Below are 14185 nucleotides of genomic sequence, written 5' to 3'. Positions count from 1 at the left end.
AGAGCGCCTAACAGAACCGCTGGATCTGGCGGAGGGTGATGAGGCTGGCCTGCAGGAATGTGAAGGCCTCGTAGATGTCGGCGCGGCGTTCGTAGCGGACGGGCAAACGGCGGGCGCGGTTGAACCAGGCATGGCTGCGCTCGACTACCCAGCGATGCCGCCCGAGCTTGTCGCTCCGCTCGATGCCGCGCCGGGCAATCCGCGGCGTGATCCCACGCGCCCGGCACTCCTGCCGCCGCACTCTGGCATCATAGGCCTTGTCGGCGTGCAGCTGGTCGGGCCGCAGGCGCGGGCGTCCCCGCCGCCCGCTGCGCACAGGCGGGATAGCGTCCAGCGTCGGGGCCATCAGCGGGCTATCATGGCAGTTGGCGCCGGTCAGAACGAGGCCGAGCGGCGTGCCACGCGCGTCTGTGACGAGGTGGCGCTTGGTCCCCGCCTTACCGCGATCCGTCGGGTTCGGTCCGGTGGCAGACCCCCTTTTTTCGCCGGCACGCTCGCGCTGTCGACGCTCGCCCGGCTCCAGTCGATCTCGCCCGCCGCATGCAGACGTTCAAGCAGCACCTGATGCAGGCGACGCCACACGCCGGCAGCTTGCCAGTCGCGCAGCCGGCGCCAGCAGCTCATGCCGCAGCCGCACTTCATCTCGGCCGGCAGCATCTCCCAGGGGATGCCCGAGCGCAGCACGAACAGGATGCCCGTCAGGGCAGCCCGATCGTCCACCCGGGGACGCCCACCCTTGGGGCGAGGCGGGTGCGGCGGCAGAAGGGGGGCGATCGCAGCCCAGAGATCGTCGGGGAGAAGCGGGCGAGCCATACCACCCCAACGCCCAACCGAACCGATCGTGCCGTTCTGTTAGGCGCTCTTAGCCTCTCATCGAGCAAGAACGTTTCCGCTGAACATGCCGCCCCGGAAGACCGGTGCGCCCGGTTCCGTCGCAAACAGCACAAGGTCGGAATCGGATCGGGCCTCCGTGCTTCCGCCATCCTCCGACAGGTAGGCCGTCTCGCCCCCCCGCAGCGCCAAGTCGCCGACCGCTACTTCGCCGCCGAAGACGTGGAGCAGGCGAACCGCCCCGGTTGCCGGGAGCGGAGGCAGGGACAAGGCGGCTCCGGCCGGAACATGCGCGTCAGCGACCCACGCCTGTGCGCGGACCTCCAGCGGTGCACCCTCGGGTGCCGCGAGGAGGCGCCACGCGCCGCAGCTGATGGCGTCTCCGAAGTCGTGGAACTGGACCTTCGGTTCGAGGTCGGGCACCCGCGGCCGCAGGAAGATCTGCAGTTCCATGGCTAAAACGTACGGGGGAGCCCAGTGACGACGCCCCACACCTGAAAGTCCGCTCCCCCGGGCAACGATGAGCATCTCCTTCGCACGTGTAGTCCGTCATGCCGCGCACCGTTGTGGACGAGCCTCAGCTCCACACGTCAAGCCACACGATCCAGTGTTGCCGAAATCTGCACCGAGTTCACGTGTTGCATATGCGAGTTTTGCTGAGGCCTGCTCCAGGGTCGATCGATGAAAGACGCAGCTGCTCTCGCGGTCATCGACTACCAATCCATGACGACGGAAAGATCTCCGGCTGCGGCGTGCAATCGTGGCACAAAAACATTGGCTATCGTATCGATGCTGATACGTGCCGTCGACGCGCTTGCATTGAGGGATGCGATAGTGCGGCCGGATTGCCCTACGATTGGTACGGCAACCGACCGGATCCCGATCTCGAGTTCTTCATCAATGACTGCGTATTTCTGGCCTCTTACCCTTGCAATTTCCTCGTGAAAGCGCGAAAGATCTGTAATAGTTTTCGGCGTAAGCTTCTTTAGTTCATGCTGGGAAAGCCAGTGCTGAAGCTGCTCATGCGGCAGAGATGCCAGCAGTACGCGTCCGAGGGAGCTGCAATGGGCCGGCAGCCGCGTGCCGACATCGATCCCGGACGAGTACAGCCTGCGAACCTCGAAGCGGGCGACATAGACGACGTCCGGTCCGTCGAGAACGCCGACTGAGGACGACTCGTTCAACGTGTTGGTCACGTCACGGATGATTGCCTTGGCCGCATCGCCGAGGCCCAACGGGTTTAAGTAGGCATTACTGAACTGCAGCACCTTCGGTGTGAGCCAGAAAAAGCGTCCATCTGTATCAATGTAGCTCAACGACCGTAGCGTCAGGAGCAGGCGCCGCGCCGTCCCCCGGCTCAACCCAGTGCGCGCCGCCACTTCCGAGAGGATCATCCGTCCGCGGCGCGGTCCCCCGTGCTCGGGGCTGAAGCTCGCGAGCACTTTCAGCCCTCGCGCCAGCGCCTCCACGAAATCCGGCTCACGCCGCCCTTCCTCACCGGACACGAGGGGCGGCATCCCTGCGCCGGAGCCTCCCTCCCGTCCTTCGCTTCGCGTTCCTCGTGACATGGTCGTGCGCTTTCAATCTGCACCAGGATTGACTTCATCCTGCCACTGGCGTTCTATCATACGAACAATTGTCCGTACAGCGGACATTCCGCGACGGCGGTCGATCCTGGGGAGGGCAGCAGCATTGCGAGTCGATGCATTCCATAGGGCATCGTGCCCACCCGTCTGTGGCACTACGAGGAGCGCGAGCGCCCTCGCGTGCATCGAGCCGGTGGCGTGCCGACATGATCAATAAGTTCGTCGCCTCAGTCGTCGACGCGCTGCACGGCATCGAGGATGGATCGACCATCTTGCTTGGCGGGTTCGGGGCCGTCGGCCAAGCCACCCACCTGATCGAGGGATTGATTGAGACCGGTGCGAAGGACCTAACGGTCGTCGCCAACAATGCCGGCTACGGCCGGGTTGGCCTGGCGCGGCTCCTCGAGGCCGGGCGTGTGCGTAAGCTGATCTGCAGCTTTCCTCGCATCGCTGGCTCTACAATTTTCGAGAGCCTCTACCGGGCAGGTCGGTTAGAGCTAGAACTCGTTCCTCAGGGCACGCTCGCCGAGCGCATGCGCGCGGCCGGAGCAGGCGTGCCGGCCTTCTTCACGCCCACCGGCGTCGGAACGCGCCTCGCCGAGGGCAAGGAAACCCGCGAGATCGGCGGCCGCACCCACGTACTCGAATATGCCCTGCCCGGCGACGTCGCGCTGGTCGAGGCTTGGCAGGCGGATCGCTGGGGCAATCTTCGGTACCGGGCGGCAGGGCGCAACTTCAACCCGGTGGTCGCAATGGCGGGCCGCCTGACCATTGTTCAAACCCAGCACATCGCAAAGCTCGGCGAGCTCGATCCAGAGACGGTCGTGACGCCCGGCATCTTCGTCGACCGCGTGGTGCATCTGCCCCACGGCGACCCGGTTCTCTGACAGCGAGCGTGCGATGTCCCGACCTACCGCAAGCTGGACCCCGTTGAGCCGCACCGAGATGGCGGCGCGCATTGCGCGCGACATCCCGGAAGGCTGGTACGTCAATCTCGGCATCGGCGTGCCGACACTCGTCGCCGACCACGTCCCGGTCGAGCGCGAGGTCATCTTTCACGCCGAGAACGGCATCCTCGGCATTGGACCGGCGCCCGACGCGGCGCATGTCGACCCGTGGCTGATCAATGCCGGCAAGCAATATGTCACCCTGCGCGCGGGCGGCTCCTACATCCATCACGCCGACAGCTTCGGGGTGATCCGCGGCGGCCATCTCGATCTGTGTGTGCTCGGCGCCTACGAGGTGGCCGAGACCGGCGACATCGCGAACTGGGCCACCTCGGAGAACGACATGGCGCCGGCGGTCGGCGGCGCAATGGATCTCGCCGTCGGCGCCCGGCGGCTCTGGGTCGCCATGGAGCACACCACGAAGGAGGGCCGCCCGCGCCTCGTGCGCGCCTGCTCCTACCCGCTCACCGCCATCGGCGCCGTGGCGCGGGTCTACACCAACCTCGCGGTCCTCGACGTCACGCCGGAGGGCTTCCGCGTCCTCGACATGGTGCCGGGCCTGACCCTGGACGACCTTCAGGAACTGACCGAGGCGACGCTTTCGCCCGCATCGTGATGCGGGCGGGATCGCACCACGCGATCCCGCCCGGGACTAGGTGAAGCGTCTTCCGCGTCGCCGGACCGGCGACCGTCCCGGCGGACGAGGCTGGGCGGAGCCGATCGACATAAAAAACAAGGGGAAATGCTCATGATGAAGCGCCGTACTTTCCTCGCATCGGGCGCCGCGACGCTTGCCGCCTGGCGCGCCTTCGCCCAGACGCAGAGCCACGTCGTCGGCACCCTGTTTCCGATGTCCGGCAGCAACGCCGAGTTCGGGACGCTCTACACCAACGCGGTCCAGCTCGCCCTCGATCACATCACCGCCGACCGGATGCTGATGAGCCCGATCGAGCTCCGCAGCCAGGACAGCCAGGCGACGCCGCAGGGCGGCGCAGTCGGCATGACGCGCCTCGCGACCGTGGACAAGGCGTCCTACGTCCTCCTCGGCTTCACCGGCGTATCGAAAGCGGCGGCGCCCATCGGGGGCCGCAACAAGGTCGTCATGATCAATGGTGGCGGGGTCGGCCCCGACCTCGCGACCCTCTCGCCCTACTTCGTGAACATCATTCCGCTCGCCAACAAGGAGGTCACGGTCATCTTGCCCTGGCTCGCGAAGGAGGGGCTGAAACGCGTCGCCCTCATCTACGTCGATGATCCTCTCGGGCAGAGCATCAACCAGGAGTTCGCGGCCGGACTGCCGAAGCAGGGCGGCACTCTAGTCGGCGCCTTCAGCGTGCCGCCGACGCAGCAGCAATTCGGAGCCATCGCCGCGCGCGTGCGCGACGTCAAACCGGACGCCATCTATTTCGCGACTCCGATCGGCACGCAGCTCTCGCAGATGGCCAAGCAGCTGCGCGATAACGGCATCACGCAGCAATTCGTGACCTACTCCGTCGGCAACCTGCCGTCGATCGTCGCACAGCCGGAGAGCGAGGGCATGATCTTCACCGGCCAAGCCGCCGACTGGGCCTCGAACGAACCGAAGATCAAGCGCTTCGTGGAGGGCTGGCGCACCAAGTACAAGGCCGAGCCGGTCACCTACGCCCTCAACTACTACAATGGATTGATGCTGTTCGCGATGCTAGCGCAGGGCCTGGAACGGGCCGGGACGCCGGTGACGGGCGAGACCCTGCTGGCCGAGCTGATGCGGGTCCGGACGTTCCAGCTCGCCGGCGGCGAGGTGACGTTCGACGAGCACGCCAGCGCGTCGAGCGCCATCCAGATCAGCCGGGTGCACGGCGGCCGGAGCGAGAAGATCGGCTGACCCTCTCCTGTGATGGCCCACCGGATCCGACAGGTGAACACCATGATGAGCGCGCCGCTCCATGACCGCGGAGGTCGCCTGAAGCGATGTTGATCCTGCAACTCCTTGCCTCCGGCATCCAGACCGGTGTCCTCTACGGCCTGACGGCGGCCGGGTTCGCGCTGATCTTCGGCGCCACCCGGGTGTTCCACGTGGCGCATGGAGCGACCTTCGTGCTGGCCGGCTATGCGTTCGTCCTCGGCGCGCAGGCGGGCCTGCCTTGGCCGGTCTCGTGCCTGCTCGCCCTCGTCGTGGCGATCGGCTTCGGTCTGTTCATGGATGCCTTCGTCTACCGGCCGATCCAGCGGCACGAGGGAGCGTTCTTCACGGTCTTCGTCGCCGCCTTCGGGGCGAGCCTCGTGGTGCAGAACCTGATCCAGTTCTGCGTCGGCCGCGGTTCGGTCTCGGTGTCGACGCCGCTCACCCGCGCCAGCGAGATCCTATCTGGGCTCTACATCGCCCCAGTCTTCTGGGTCGCGATCGGGGTCTCCGTCGCCCTATTCGCGCTCGTGACGATGTTCCTGGACCGGACGGATGCCGGCGTCGCCCTGCGCGGCCTCTCGGAGAACCCGGAGCTGCTGCGCGCCTTCGGCCTCTCCTCCCGCCGTCTGTCTGCCCTCGCTTTCGGCATCGGCTCGGCCATGACCGTCCCGGGCGCGATCCTGACGGCGGCGACGAGCGGCATCGAACCAGCCGCCGGCGCCCACGTGGTGCTGATCAGCCTCGCGGCGGCTGTGGTCGGCGGGATCGGCAGTCTGCGCGGGGCGGCCCTGGCCGGCCTGCTGCTCGGCATCACCGAGAACCTCATCATCGCGGTTCTGGACACCCAGTGGAGCGAGGCTGCCGGCTTCCTGGTGCTGTTCGCATTCATTCTCTTCCGCCCGAGTGGGCTCTTCGGGCAGGCGGTGAGACGATGACGGCCTACCTCCTCAACTTGGCGACGCTCGCCACGATCTTCGGGATCCTGGCCGCGAGCCTCAACGTGCTGATCGGCTATGCCGGCATCTTCAGCGTGGCCCACGCCGTGTTCTTCGGCGTCGGCGCCTATGCGGGGGCCCAGGTCGCGCTCAACCTCGTGCCGGACGTTCTGCTCGCCTCCCTGGCGGGGGGACTCCTCTCGGGGCTGTTGTCGCTCTGCCTTGCCCTGCCGGCGCTTCGGGTTCGCGGCGAGTACTTCGTCGCCGCGAGCCTCGGGCTGCAGATGCTGGTGGTCACGGTCTTCAGCGAGGCGCACAGCCTGACTGGCGGTCATGGCGGTCTCGTGGGCATCCCGCCCGCGAGCCTGCTCGGGATCGATGTCTCCTCGCCGTGGCACTTCCTGGCCGTGTGCGTTGGCGCTCTCGCCCTCTCCCTTGTCTGGATCGCCATCCTCATGCGCGGTGGCTTCGGCCGCGGCCTGATGGCCATCCGCGACAGCGAGAGCGCGGCAGAGGCCCTCGGCAAGAACGTCCCGGCTCTCAAGACGATCGCGGTCGCGATTGGCTGCAGTCTCGCCGGCGTGGCCGGAACGCTCTTCGCGTTCCAGCTCGCCTTCATCAACGTCGAGAGCTTCACGCTCGAGCAGTCCGTGCTGCTCATGGCGATGGTGATCATCGGCGGCGCCGGGACCTTGCTGGGGCCGCTCGTCGGAACGCTGCTACTGCTGCTGCTGCCCGCCGCCCTGTCATTCATCCCGTTCATTCCGGCCACCGAGATCGGAACCGTGCAACAACTCGTCTACGGGCTGGCAATGACGCTCCTCATGATCTTCCGCCCGGCCGGTCTCGCCGCGCCGTCGACGGGACGCCGCTGATGCCCGGGTCGCTGTTGTCGGTCCGCGGGCTCTCCAAAGAGTTCGGCGGGGTCAAGGCCATCCAGTCCGTCGACATGGACCTGGTCGAGGGCGTGGTCACGGCCCTCGTCGGCCCGAACGGCGCGGGCAAGACCACTCTGTTCAACCTGATCTGCGGGCACATCAGCCCGGATGCGGGGGAGGTGCAACTCGCCGGCCGCCCAATCCGGGGGGAGCGGCCGCATACGATCGCGCGGCTCGGGATCGCGCGCAGCTTCCAGGATCTACGGCTGTTCGGCCGGATGTCGGTGCGAGACAACGTCCTGTCGGCGCTCGAGCCGACCGCCTGGCTCTGGCAGCCCGGCGGCCGCCGCGCCGCGAGGGCCAGGCTCCACAAGACCGAGGCGGCGCTGGAACGCACCGGACTTTCGGCTCTGGCAGGGGCGCGGGCCGTCGACCTGTCTTATGCCGAGACCAAGTTCCTCTCGCTCGCCCGTATTCTGGTGACGGAGGCGCGGATCTGGCTGCTGGACGAGCCGGCCTCCGGCCTCGATCCGGTCTCGCGCGCCCGCTTCGTCGCGCTGCTCAAGGAGGCCGTCGCGGCCGGCGTGACGGTCTGCCTGATTGAGCACAATCTCGACATCGTCACCGAACTCGCCGACCGGATCGCCTTTCTCGACCGGGGTCGCAAGCTGGCCGAGGGCGAGCCGGCCGCGATCCTGCGGGATCCCGAGCTGATCGCCATCTATTTCGGGGAGCCGCGCCGATGAAACCTTCGGTCGATAAAGCCCTCGGCCGGGTTCGAGCGTCCGGCCCCGCTCCGTCGCCCGCTAGCCTCGTGCCGGCGATCGCGGTGGCGGGACTGTCGGCAGGCTATGGCGGCCGCCCGGTCCTGTCGGACTTGAGCATCTCCGTCCCGGAGAGCGAGGTGCTGTGCCTGATCGGGCATAACGGCGCTGGCAAGTCGACGCTGCTGAAGCTGCTCTTCGGACTGCATCCGTCGACGGGCGGAACGATCCGCCTGCGCGGGACGGAGCTGGTACCGCATCCAAGCGCCATGGCGGCTGCCGGCATCGCCTACGTTCCGGAGGGACGCGGCGTCTTCCCGGGTCTCACCGTCAAGGAGAACTTCCGGCTCGCCCTGTGGTCCGCCGGCCTCAAGGGCGGCGAGGCGGCGGCCCGGACCGAGGAGGTACTAGTCATCCTCCCGCGCATCAAGGAATTCTGGACCAAGCGCGCGGGCCAGCTCTCCGGCGGCCAGCAGCAGATGGTCTCGATCGGGCGGGCGCTGCTCTCGCGCCCCTCTATCCTGCTGCTCGACGAGCCCTCGATCGGGCTCGCACCGAAGCTGTTCCAGGACCTCATGGCCCCGATCCGCGCGCTGCAGCAGCAGCGCGGCATGACGATCCTGCTGGTCGAGCAGAATGTCGGCGAGGCCTTTGCGATCTCCGACAGCGTCGTGGTGATGAAATCGGGTCAGGTGATCGAGCGCGGCGTGCCGGCCGATTTCGCGGACCATGCCAGGCTCATGGAGCTGTTCTGACGCAAGGACATCTTGCGCCGGGGCGTGCCGGGCAGGTGCGGGCGCTCTGCCGCTCCACCGGAACGCCACGCTGCAGCGACGAGAGCAGCCCTGCGGCCGTCCGATCGACAGGAGGGATGACGATGAACTGGATCGAGACCGACGGCGTCGGCCTGCGCTACGAGCTGACGGGATCCGGAGCGGGCACGCTGGTCCTCATCCACGAGATGGGCGGCACGCTCGAGGGTTGGGACCTCGTCCTGCCACTCCTGCAGGGCTCCCGGGCTGTCCTGCGCTACGACACCCGCGGGGCGGGCCTGTCGACGAAGCTGCGCGGCACAGCGAGCCTCGACGCGATGGCCGACGACGTCGTCGCTCTGCTCGACGCGCTCGGCCGGAATGATTGGGTCACGGTCGCAGGTGGCGCAGTCGGCGGCGCCATCGCGCTGCACGTCGCGGGGCGTCACCCTGGGCGAGTCAGAGCCGTGGCCGCTCTCGGTCCCGCCACCGGGATCCCGGAGGAGCGGCGGCCCGCCATCCACGCCCATGCCGACCGGGTCGAGCGGGAGGGCATGATCGGCGTGGCCGACGACGAGCTCGCCCGGTCCTATCCGCAGAGCCTGCGGAGCGATGCCGCGCGCTATCGGCGTTTCCGGGCGCGCTGGCTCGCGAACGATCCGGGCAGCTACGCCGCGATCTACCGCATGCTGTCAGGGCTCGACATGGCCGCCGAGATCGCCGCCCTGCGTCTGCCGACGCTCTTCCTCGCCGGCACGCAGGACCCGTTGCGCCCGCCCGCACTCATCGAGCCCCTGTCGCGCACCGTAGCCGGCTCCCGCTTCGAGGCCATTGAGACGGGGCATTTCATGGCGACCCAGACTCCCGAGCGGGTGGCCGCTTCGCTCAACGGCTTCCTGGCCGCGACCGGCGGCTGAGTGACGCCCGGCTCGAACACTAAAGGTGAACCGACATGAAGCTGCACTGGTCGCCACGCTCGCCCTATGTCCGCAAGGTGCTGATCGCCGCCCACGAGATGGGTCTCGGGAGCCGCCTCGACTGCGTCCGCACCACCGTCTCGCCCTTCGCGCCGGCCGAGGACCTCTGGGACGACAACCCGCTGAACAAGCTGCCGACGCTCGTCCTCGACGACGGGACGGCGATCTACGACAGCCGGGTGATCTGCGAGCACCTCGACACGCTGCACGACGGACCCAGGCTGTTTCCGCAGGGCGGCCGTGAGCGCCTGACTGCGCTGCGCAACCAGGCCCTCGGCGACGGGCTCCTGGACGTGCTGATGATGCGGCTGATCGAGCGCCTGCGGCCCGAGGACCGGTGCTCGCCCGAGATCGTCGCATCGAACGAGCGCAAGACGGCGGCGGCGCTCGACCGGCTCGAGAGCGACGTCGCGCTGCTGACGTCCCGCCCGTACGACATCGGCCATGTCGCGATCGGTACGGCCCTCGGCTACGTCGACTTCCGCTTCGCGGGCGACGGGTGGCGCGATCGGCGCCCGAAGCTGGCGGCCTGGCATGTGGGCTTTGATGCGCGCCCCGCTGTCCGTGCCTGCCCCGTCCGCGACGACTCCTGAAGACACGCCGTCACCCCGCCATGGAGAACCCCATGATTCAGTCTCGCACCATCGGCGATGCCCGCGTCACCCGCGTCCTCGAATATTCCGGGCCGACGCACGACCCGGCCTTCCTGTTCCCCGACCTGCCTCAGGCGGAGCTCGACGCCGAGGCGCGCTGGCTCGCGCCCAACCACTACGTGCCGCACATGAACCGCCTGATCGTCACGATCCAGCTCTGGGTCGTGCATGCGGGCGGCAACGTCATCGTGATCGACACCGGCGTCGGCAACGGGAAGCCGCGGGGCGCGGCGCGGATGAACAATCTGAACGGCCTCGTCCTGCCCTGGCTCGAGGCCGCCGGCGCGGCCCCCGGCCAGGTCACCCACGTCGTCCACACCCACCTGCACAGCGACCATATCGGCTGGAACACGGTCAACGTTGACGAGCGCTGGGTACCGACCTTCCCGAACGCGCGCTACCTGGTGCCGAAGACCGATTTCGACCATTTCCAGACAGCTCTAGCCAAGGGCCCGGATCCGATCATCGACAATGCCTTCCGCGACAGCCTACTGCCCCTCGTCGAGGCGGGCCTAGTCGACTTCATCGGCGACGACACGCGGGAGGTTGCGGGCTGCCTCGCGGTCGAGCCGGTGCCGGGTCACAGCCCCGGCATGCTGAGCTATCGCCTGCGCTCGAATGGCGAGGAGGGCCTGTTCAGCGCCGACGTGTTCCACAGCCCGCTCCAGATTGCCCGGCCGGAGCTGAACACCCGCTACTGCATCTTCCCCGACAAGGCGCGCGAGAGCCGCGCGGCGCTCTTAGCCCGAGCCAGCGAACGTAACGCACTGATCATGCCAATGCATTTCGGCGCCCCCTACTGCGGCTACGTCCGCCGTGAGGGCGACGGCTACCGGTTCGAGGGCGCGGACTGGCCCGCGTTGGTGCTGCCGCGCTGAGCGGCGGCGACGACGATTGAATGACGAGCAGAGGAGCGCCGCGTGGCCAGAACCCCGAAACCGATCCGCTCAGATATCGCCTGGAGCACGTCCGACCGGATCACCGTCCGCGGCAAGAGCCTGCCGGACGAAATCCTGGGCCACATCAACCTCGGGGACATGGCGTTCCTGCAGCTCACTGGCCGGATGCCGACGCCCCAGCAATCGGCGGTGTTCAACGCTGTCGTCATCACGTTGGTGGAGCACGGCATTACGCCCTCGGCGATCGCGGCCCGGATGACCTATGCGGGGGCGCCGGAGTCACTTCAGGCCGCCGTCGCGGCCGGTCTGTGCGGCTTGGGAACGGTCTTCGTCGGCAGCATGGAGGGCGCCGCCCGCTTGCTCTACGAGATCATGCCCGAGGAGGCCGATGCGGACCTCGATGCCGTGGCCCGCGAGACTGTCGCCCGGTACCGGGCCGAGAAGCGGATCCTGCCGGGCTTCGGGCACCCGATCCACAAGCCGGTCGACCCGCGCACGCCGCGGCTCTTCGCAATTGCGGCGGAGAACGGCATGGCCGGGCGCTACGTCGACCTCATCCAACGCATCCACGCTGAAGCGGAGCGCGCCTCGGGCAAGCCGCTGACCCTGAACGCGACCGGCGCACTCGGGGCGCTCTGCTGCGAATTCGGCTTCCCATGGAGGATCGTGCGCGGCTTCGGCGTGATGGCGCGCGCCATCGGCCTCGTCGGCCACATCCTCGAGGAAGCCGAGAACCCCATGGCGATCGAGATTTGGCAGCGGATCGAGGACGAGGCCAGCAGCCACATGCGCCCGGCCTGAGCGCCGTCCGTCATCGGAGCATGATGAGGAGAAGGGGAAACCGGCTCTCCGGAAGCATCGTGCGCTGACAAAGGCACAGAGCACGTTGCTGTTTGCGAAAAAACAACGTGCTTTCGAGAAACAACGGCTCCTAGAGGCGAACGTGAACGACATCGTAGACGAACCTGACGACAGTCTCGCGGAGATCCGGGAAGAGGTGCGCAAGCTCTGCGCGCGCTTTCTTGGCGAGTACTGGCGCAAGCTGGACACGGTGCGCGGGTACCCGACCGAGTTCGTTCAGGCGCTGACCGAGGCCGGCTACCTATCGGTTCTCATTCCGGAGGAATACGGCGGATCGGGCCTCGGCCTCTCCGCCGCCGCCGCAATCCTCGAGACCGTGCAGGAAGAGGGCTGCAACGGCGCCGCCTGCCACGCCCAGATGTACATCATGGGGACGATCCTCCGGCACGGCTCGGAGGAGCAGAAGCGCCGCTACCTGCCGAAGATTGCGTCGGGCGAGTTGCGGCTCCAGGCCTTCGGCGTCACCGAGCCGACGAGCGGCACCGACACGACGGCTCTGCGCACCACGGCGCGCCGGGAGGGCGGACATTACGTGGTCAATGGCCAGAAGATTTGGACAAGCCGAGCCGAGCACTCAGACCTGATGCTGCTCCTGGCCCGAACCACGCCAAAGGATCAGGCCGCCAAAAAGACCGCTGGCCTGTCGACCTTTATCATCGAGATGCGCGACGCGCTCGGCAATGGCCTCTCCATTCGGCCGATCCGCTCGATGATGAACCACAATTCCTGTGAGGTGTTCTTCGACGGCCTGAAGGTGCCGGCCGAGAACCTGCTTGGTCAGGAGGGCCAGGGCTTCCGCTACATTCTCGACGGGATGAATGCCGAGCGGTTGCTGATCGCCGCCGAGTGCATTGGCGACGCCAAATGGTTCACGAAGCGGTCTGTCGCCTACGCCAAGGAGCGCACCGTCTTCGGGCGGCCGATCGGCCAGAACCAGGGCGTACAGTTCCCGATCGCGCGCGCCTATGCGCAGATGCGGGCGGCCGAGCTAATGGTGCGGGAAGGCTGCCGCCTGTTCGAGGCCGGAAGGACGCCCGGCGAGCAGGCCAACATGGCCAAACTCCTGGCCGCCGAGGCATCCTGGGCGGCCGCCGAAGCCTGCATCCAGACCCATGGCGGCTTCGGCTTTGCCGAGGAATACGACGTCGAGCGCAAGTTCCGTGAGACACGCCTGTACCAAGTCGCCCCGATCTCGACGAACCTCATCCTGGCCTACCTGTCCGAGCACGTACTCGGTCTGCCGCGCAGCTACTAAAAGTACGATGCACGCTCACGCGGACAGCAACAGGCTCTCGCACTGCACCGACACATGAGGAGTGCGGGAAGCCGCTTTTTTGCTCCGCATCATGCTCCGGGGCCGCATCCGATCACGAGACCACGCCCGCCGCGGCGCAGAGGGAGGGCGCAATGTCGGAACGCTACGAGACAATCACCTTGGACCGACCCGCCGATAACGTTCTCCTCGTCACGCTCAACCGGCCGGCCGCGGCAAATGCTCTAAACACCCGAATGGGCCTCGATCTGCTCGACCTCTTCACTGAAATGGCCGCAAGCCCGGAATTCTGCCGTGCGGTCGTCCTCACGGGCGCCGGACAGAAAGCCTTCTGCGCGGGCGGCGACCTCAAGGAACGGAACGGCCTCACCGATGCGGCCTGGCAGGCGCAGCACCTGATCTTCGAGCGCATGGTGAAGGCGCTCATCGATTGCCCAATGCCGCTCATTGCAGCCGTGAACGGTTCGGCCTACGGCGGCGGCTGCGAGATCGCGCTCGCCTGCGACTTCATCTATGCCGCACGGGGCGTGCGCTTCGCCCTTCCGGAAGTGACGCTCGGCATCATGCCGGGGGCGGGCGGGACGCAGACCTTGCCGCGCGCCCTCGGCGAGCGCCGCGCCAAGGAACTCCTGCTGACGGGACGCCCCTTCGCGGCCGAGGATGCCGCCGCCTGGGGAATGGTGAACCGCCTCTGCGATCCTGCCGCCCTAGTGTCCGACGCGATCGAGACCGCTTCGGCCATCGCCGCGAATGCGCCGATCGCGATCCGCCAAGCCAAGCGCGCGATGCACCACGGGCTGGGCCTGAGCCTCGCCGACGGCATGCTGTTCGAGGTGGAGGCCTATAACCGCATGGTTCCCACGGAGGACCGTCGCGAGGGCGTCCGGGCCTTCAACGAGAAGCGCAGGCCCGTCTTCGTCGGGCGCTGACATTCAGATCGTGCC

The 14185-nt window shown here is 67.5% G+C and carries 16 protein-coding genes; 13 read left to right on the top strand and 3 right to left on the bottom strand.

Features of this window, described 5'->3' with window-relative positions; translation table 11 throughout:
- Positions 1–7: 7 nt before the first annotated feature.
- The 3 genes from A5481_RS32985 to A5481_RS32980 form a co-directional block, all read right to left on the bottom strand.
- Positions 8–813, bottom strand: a protein-coding gene (locus tag A5481_RS32985; protein ID WP_156312224.1) for an IS5 family transposase whose coding sequence is annotated in 2 segments (ribosomal slippage) — positions 8–471 and positions 471–813 — 807 coding nt in all. Because the reading frame shifts where the segments join, the coding sequence is not laid out codon by codon here.
- Positions 814–870: 57 nt separating this feature from the next.
- On the bottom strand, positions 871–1284 hold the full coding sequence (locus A5481_RS28720) for a pirin family protein (RefSeq protein WP_245238966.1): 414 nt from the start codon (positions 1282–1284) through the stop codon (positions 871–873).
- A 260-nt stretch (positions 1285–1544) separates the two neighbouring features.
- Entirely contained in the window at positions 1545–2348 is an 804-nt protein-coding gene (locus A5481_RS32980; protein WP_082173237.1) for an IclR family transcriptional regulator domain-containing protein, read from the bottom strand.
- 278 nt (positions 2349–2626) lie between these two features.
- Between A5481_RS32980 and A5481_RS28715 the strand changes: the two genes are divergently transcribed.
- From A5481_RS28715 to A5481_RS28655, 13 genes are all read left to right on the top strand, one after another.
- On the top strand, positions 2627–3304 hold the full coding sequence (locus A5481_RS28715) for a 3-oxoacid CoA-transferase subunit A (protein WP_197514260.1): 678 nt from the start codon (positions 2627–2629) through the stop codon (positions 3302–3304).
- 13 nt (positions 3305–3317) lie between these two features.
- The gene (locus A5481_RS28710) at positions 3318–3980 is read left to right on the top strand and encodes a 3-oxoacid CoA-transferase subunit B (RefSeq protein ID WP_048435205.1); all 663 of its coding nucleotides are present in this window, start codon (positions 3318–3320) and stop codon (positions 3978–3980) included.
- Between the two features lie 135 nt (positions 3981–4115).
- Entirely contained in the window at positions 4116–5228 is a 1113-nt protein-coding gene (locus A5481_RS28705; RefSeq protein ID WP_197514257.1) for an ABC transporter substrate-binding protein, read from the top strand.
- An 86-nt stretch (positions 5229–5314) separates the two neighbouring features.
- The gene (locus A5481_RS28700; RefSeq protein ID WP_048435203.1) at positions 5315–6184 is read left to right on the top strand and encodes a branched-chain amino acid ABC transporter permease; all 870 of its coding nucleotides are present in this window, start codon (positions 5315–5317) and stop codon (positions 6182–6184) included.
- Complete coding sequence (locus A5481_RS28695) at positions 6181–7059, top strand: branched-chain amino acid ABC transporter permease (protein ID WP_048435202.1); 879 nt, start codon at positions 6181–6183, stop codon at positions 7057–7059. Before A5481_RS28700 ends, A5481_RS28695 begins: the two co-directional genes overlap by 4 nt.
- Positions 7059–7808: an ABC transporter ATP-binding protein gene (locus A5481_RS28690; protein ID WP_048435201.1), complete on the top strand. Its 750-nt coding sequence runs from the start codon at positions 7059–7061 to the stop codon at positions 7806–7808. The genes A5481_RS28695 and A5481_RS28690 overlap by 1 nt, the downstream gene beginning before the upstream one ends.
- Before the next feature lie 131 nt (positions 7809–7939).
- On the top strand, positions 7940–8581 hold the full coding sequence (locus tag A5481_RS28685) for an ABC transporter ATP-binding protein (protein WP_210179223.1): 642 nt from the start codon (positions 7940–7942) through the stop codon (positions 8579–8581).
- Between the two features lie 122 nt (positions 8582–8703).
- A complete protein-coding gene (locus A5481_RS28680) occupies positions 8704–9495 on the top strand; it encodes an alpha/beta fold hydrolase (protein ID WP_048435217.1) in 792 nt (263 codons plus the stop codon).
- A gap of 35 nt (positions 9496–9530) precedes the next feature.
- Positions 9531–10148 carry a glutathione S-transferase family protein gene (locus A5481_RS28675; protein WP_048435200.1) on the top strand — a complete coding sequence of 206 codons (618 nt, stop codon included), beginning with the start codon at positions 9531–9533 and terminating at the stop codon, positions 10146–10148.
- 32 nt (positions 10149–10180) lie between these two features.
- Entirely contained in the window at positions 10181–11086 is a 906-nt protein-coding gene (locus A5481_RS28670) for an MBL fold metallo-hydrolase (RefSeq protein WP_048435199.1), read from the top strand.
- A 42-nt stretch (positions 11087–11128) separates the two neighbouring features.
- Positions 11129–11908, top strand: a complete 780-nt coding sequence (locus A5481_RS28665; protein ID WP_048435198.1) for a citryl-CoA lyase — start codon at positions 11129–11131, stop codon at positions 11906–11908.
- Between the two features lie 151 nt (positions 11909–12059).
- Complete coding sequence (locus A5481_RS28660) at positions 12060–13223, top strand: acyl-CoA dehydrogenase family protein (RefSeq protein WP_048435216.1); 1164 nt, start codon at positions 12060–12062, stop codon at positions 13221–13223.
- A gap of 152 nt (positions 13224–13375) precedes the next feature.
- On the top strand, positions 13376–14170 hold the full coding sequence (locus A5481_RS28655) for an enoyl-CoA hydratase/isomerase family protein (RefSeq protein ID WP_048435197.1): 795 nt from the start codon (positions 13376–13378) through the stop codon (positions 14168–14170).
- The last annotated feature ends 15 nt before the right edge of the window (positions 14171–14185 follow it).

The organism is Methylobacterium platani, assembly GCF_001653715.1.
Lineage (GTDB): Bacteria > Pseudomonadota > Alphaproteobacteria > Rhizobiales > Beijerinckiaceae > Methylobacterium > Methylobacterium platani.
The sequence above is the reverse complement of the archived record's forward strand: the minus strand, read 5'-3'. Positions and strand labels throughout refer to the sequence as shown.

What these genes read in the sequence shown, in the direction of transcription:
- A5481_RS28720 (WP_245238966.1), bottom strand. Translation starts at nt 1,284, where the DNA reads ATGGAACTGCAGATCTTCCTGCGGCCGCGGGTGCCCGACCTCGAACCG.
- A5481_RS32980 (WP_082173237.1), bottom strand. Translation starts at nt 2,348, where the DNA reads ATGCCGCCCCTCGTGTCCGGTGAGGAAGGGCGGCGTGAGCCGGATTTC.
- A5481_RS28710 (WP_048435205.1), top strand. Translation starts at nt 3,318, where the DNA reads ATGTCCCGACCTACCGCAAGCTGGACCCCGTTGAGCCGCACCGAGATG.
- A5481_RS28705 (WP_197514257.1), top strand. Translation starts at nt 4,116, where the DNA reads ATGAAGCGCCGTACTTTCCTCGCATCGGGCGCCGCGACGCTTGCCGCC.
- A5481_RS28700 (WP_048435203.1), top strand. Translation starts at nt 5,315, where the DNA reads ATGTTGATCCTGCAACTCCTTGCCTCCGGCATCCAGACCGGTGTCCTC.
- A5481_RS28695 (WP_048435202.1), top strand. Translation starts at nt 6,181, where the DNA reads ATGACGGCCTACCTCCTCAACTTGGCGACGCTCGCCACGATCTTCGGG.
- A5481_RS28690 (WP_048435201.1), top strand. Translation starts at nt 7,059, where the DNA reads ATGCCCGGGTCGCTGTTGTCGGTCCGCGGGCTCTCCAAAGAGTTCGGC.
- A5481_RS28680 (WP_048435217.1), top strand. Translation starts at nt 8,704, where the DNA reads ATGAACTGGATCGAGACCGACGGCGTCGGCCTGCGCTACGAGCTGACG.
- A5481_RS28675 (WP_048435200.1), top strand. Translation starts at nt 9,531, where the DNA reads ATGAAGCTGCACTGGTCGCCACGCTCGCCCTATGTCCGCAAGGTGCTG.
- A5481_RS28670 (WP_048435199.1), top strand. Translation starts at nt 10,181, where the DNA reads ATGATTCAGTCTCGCACCATCGGCGATGCCCGCGTCACCCGCGTCCTC.
- A5481_RS28655 (WP_048435197.1), top strand. Translation starts at nt 13,376, where the DNA reads ATGTCGGAACGCTACGAGACAATCACCTTGGACCGACCCGCCGATAAC.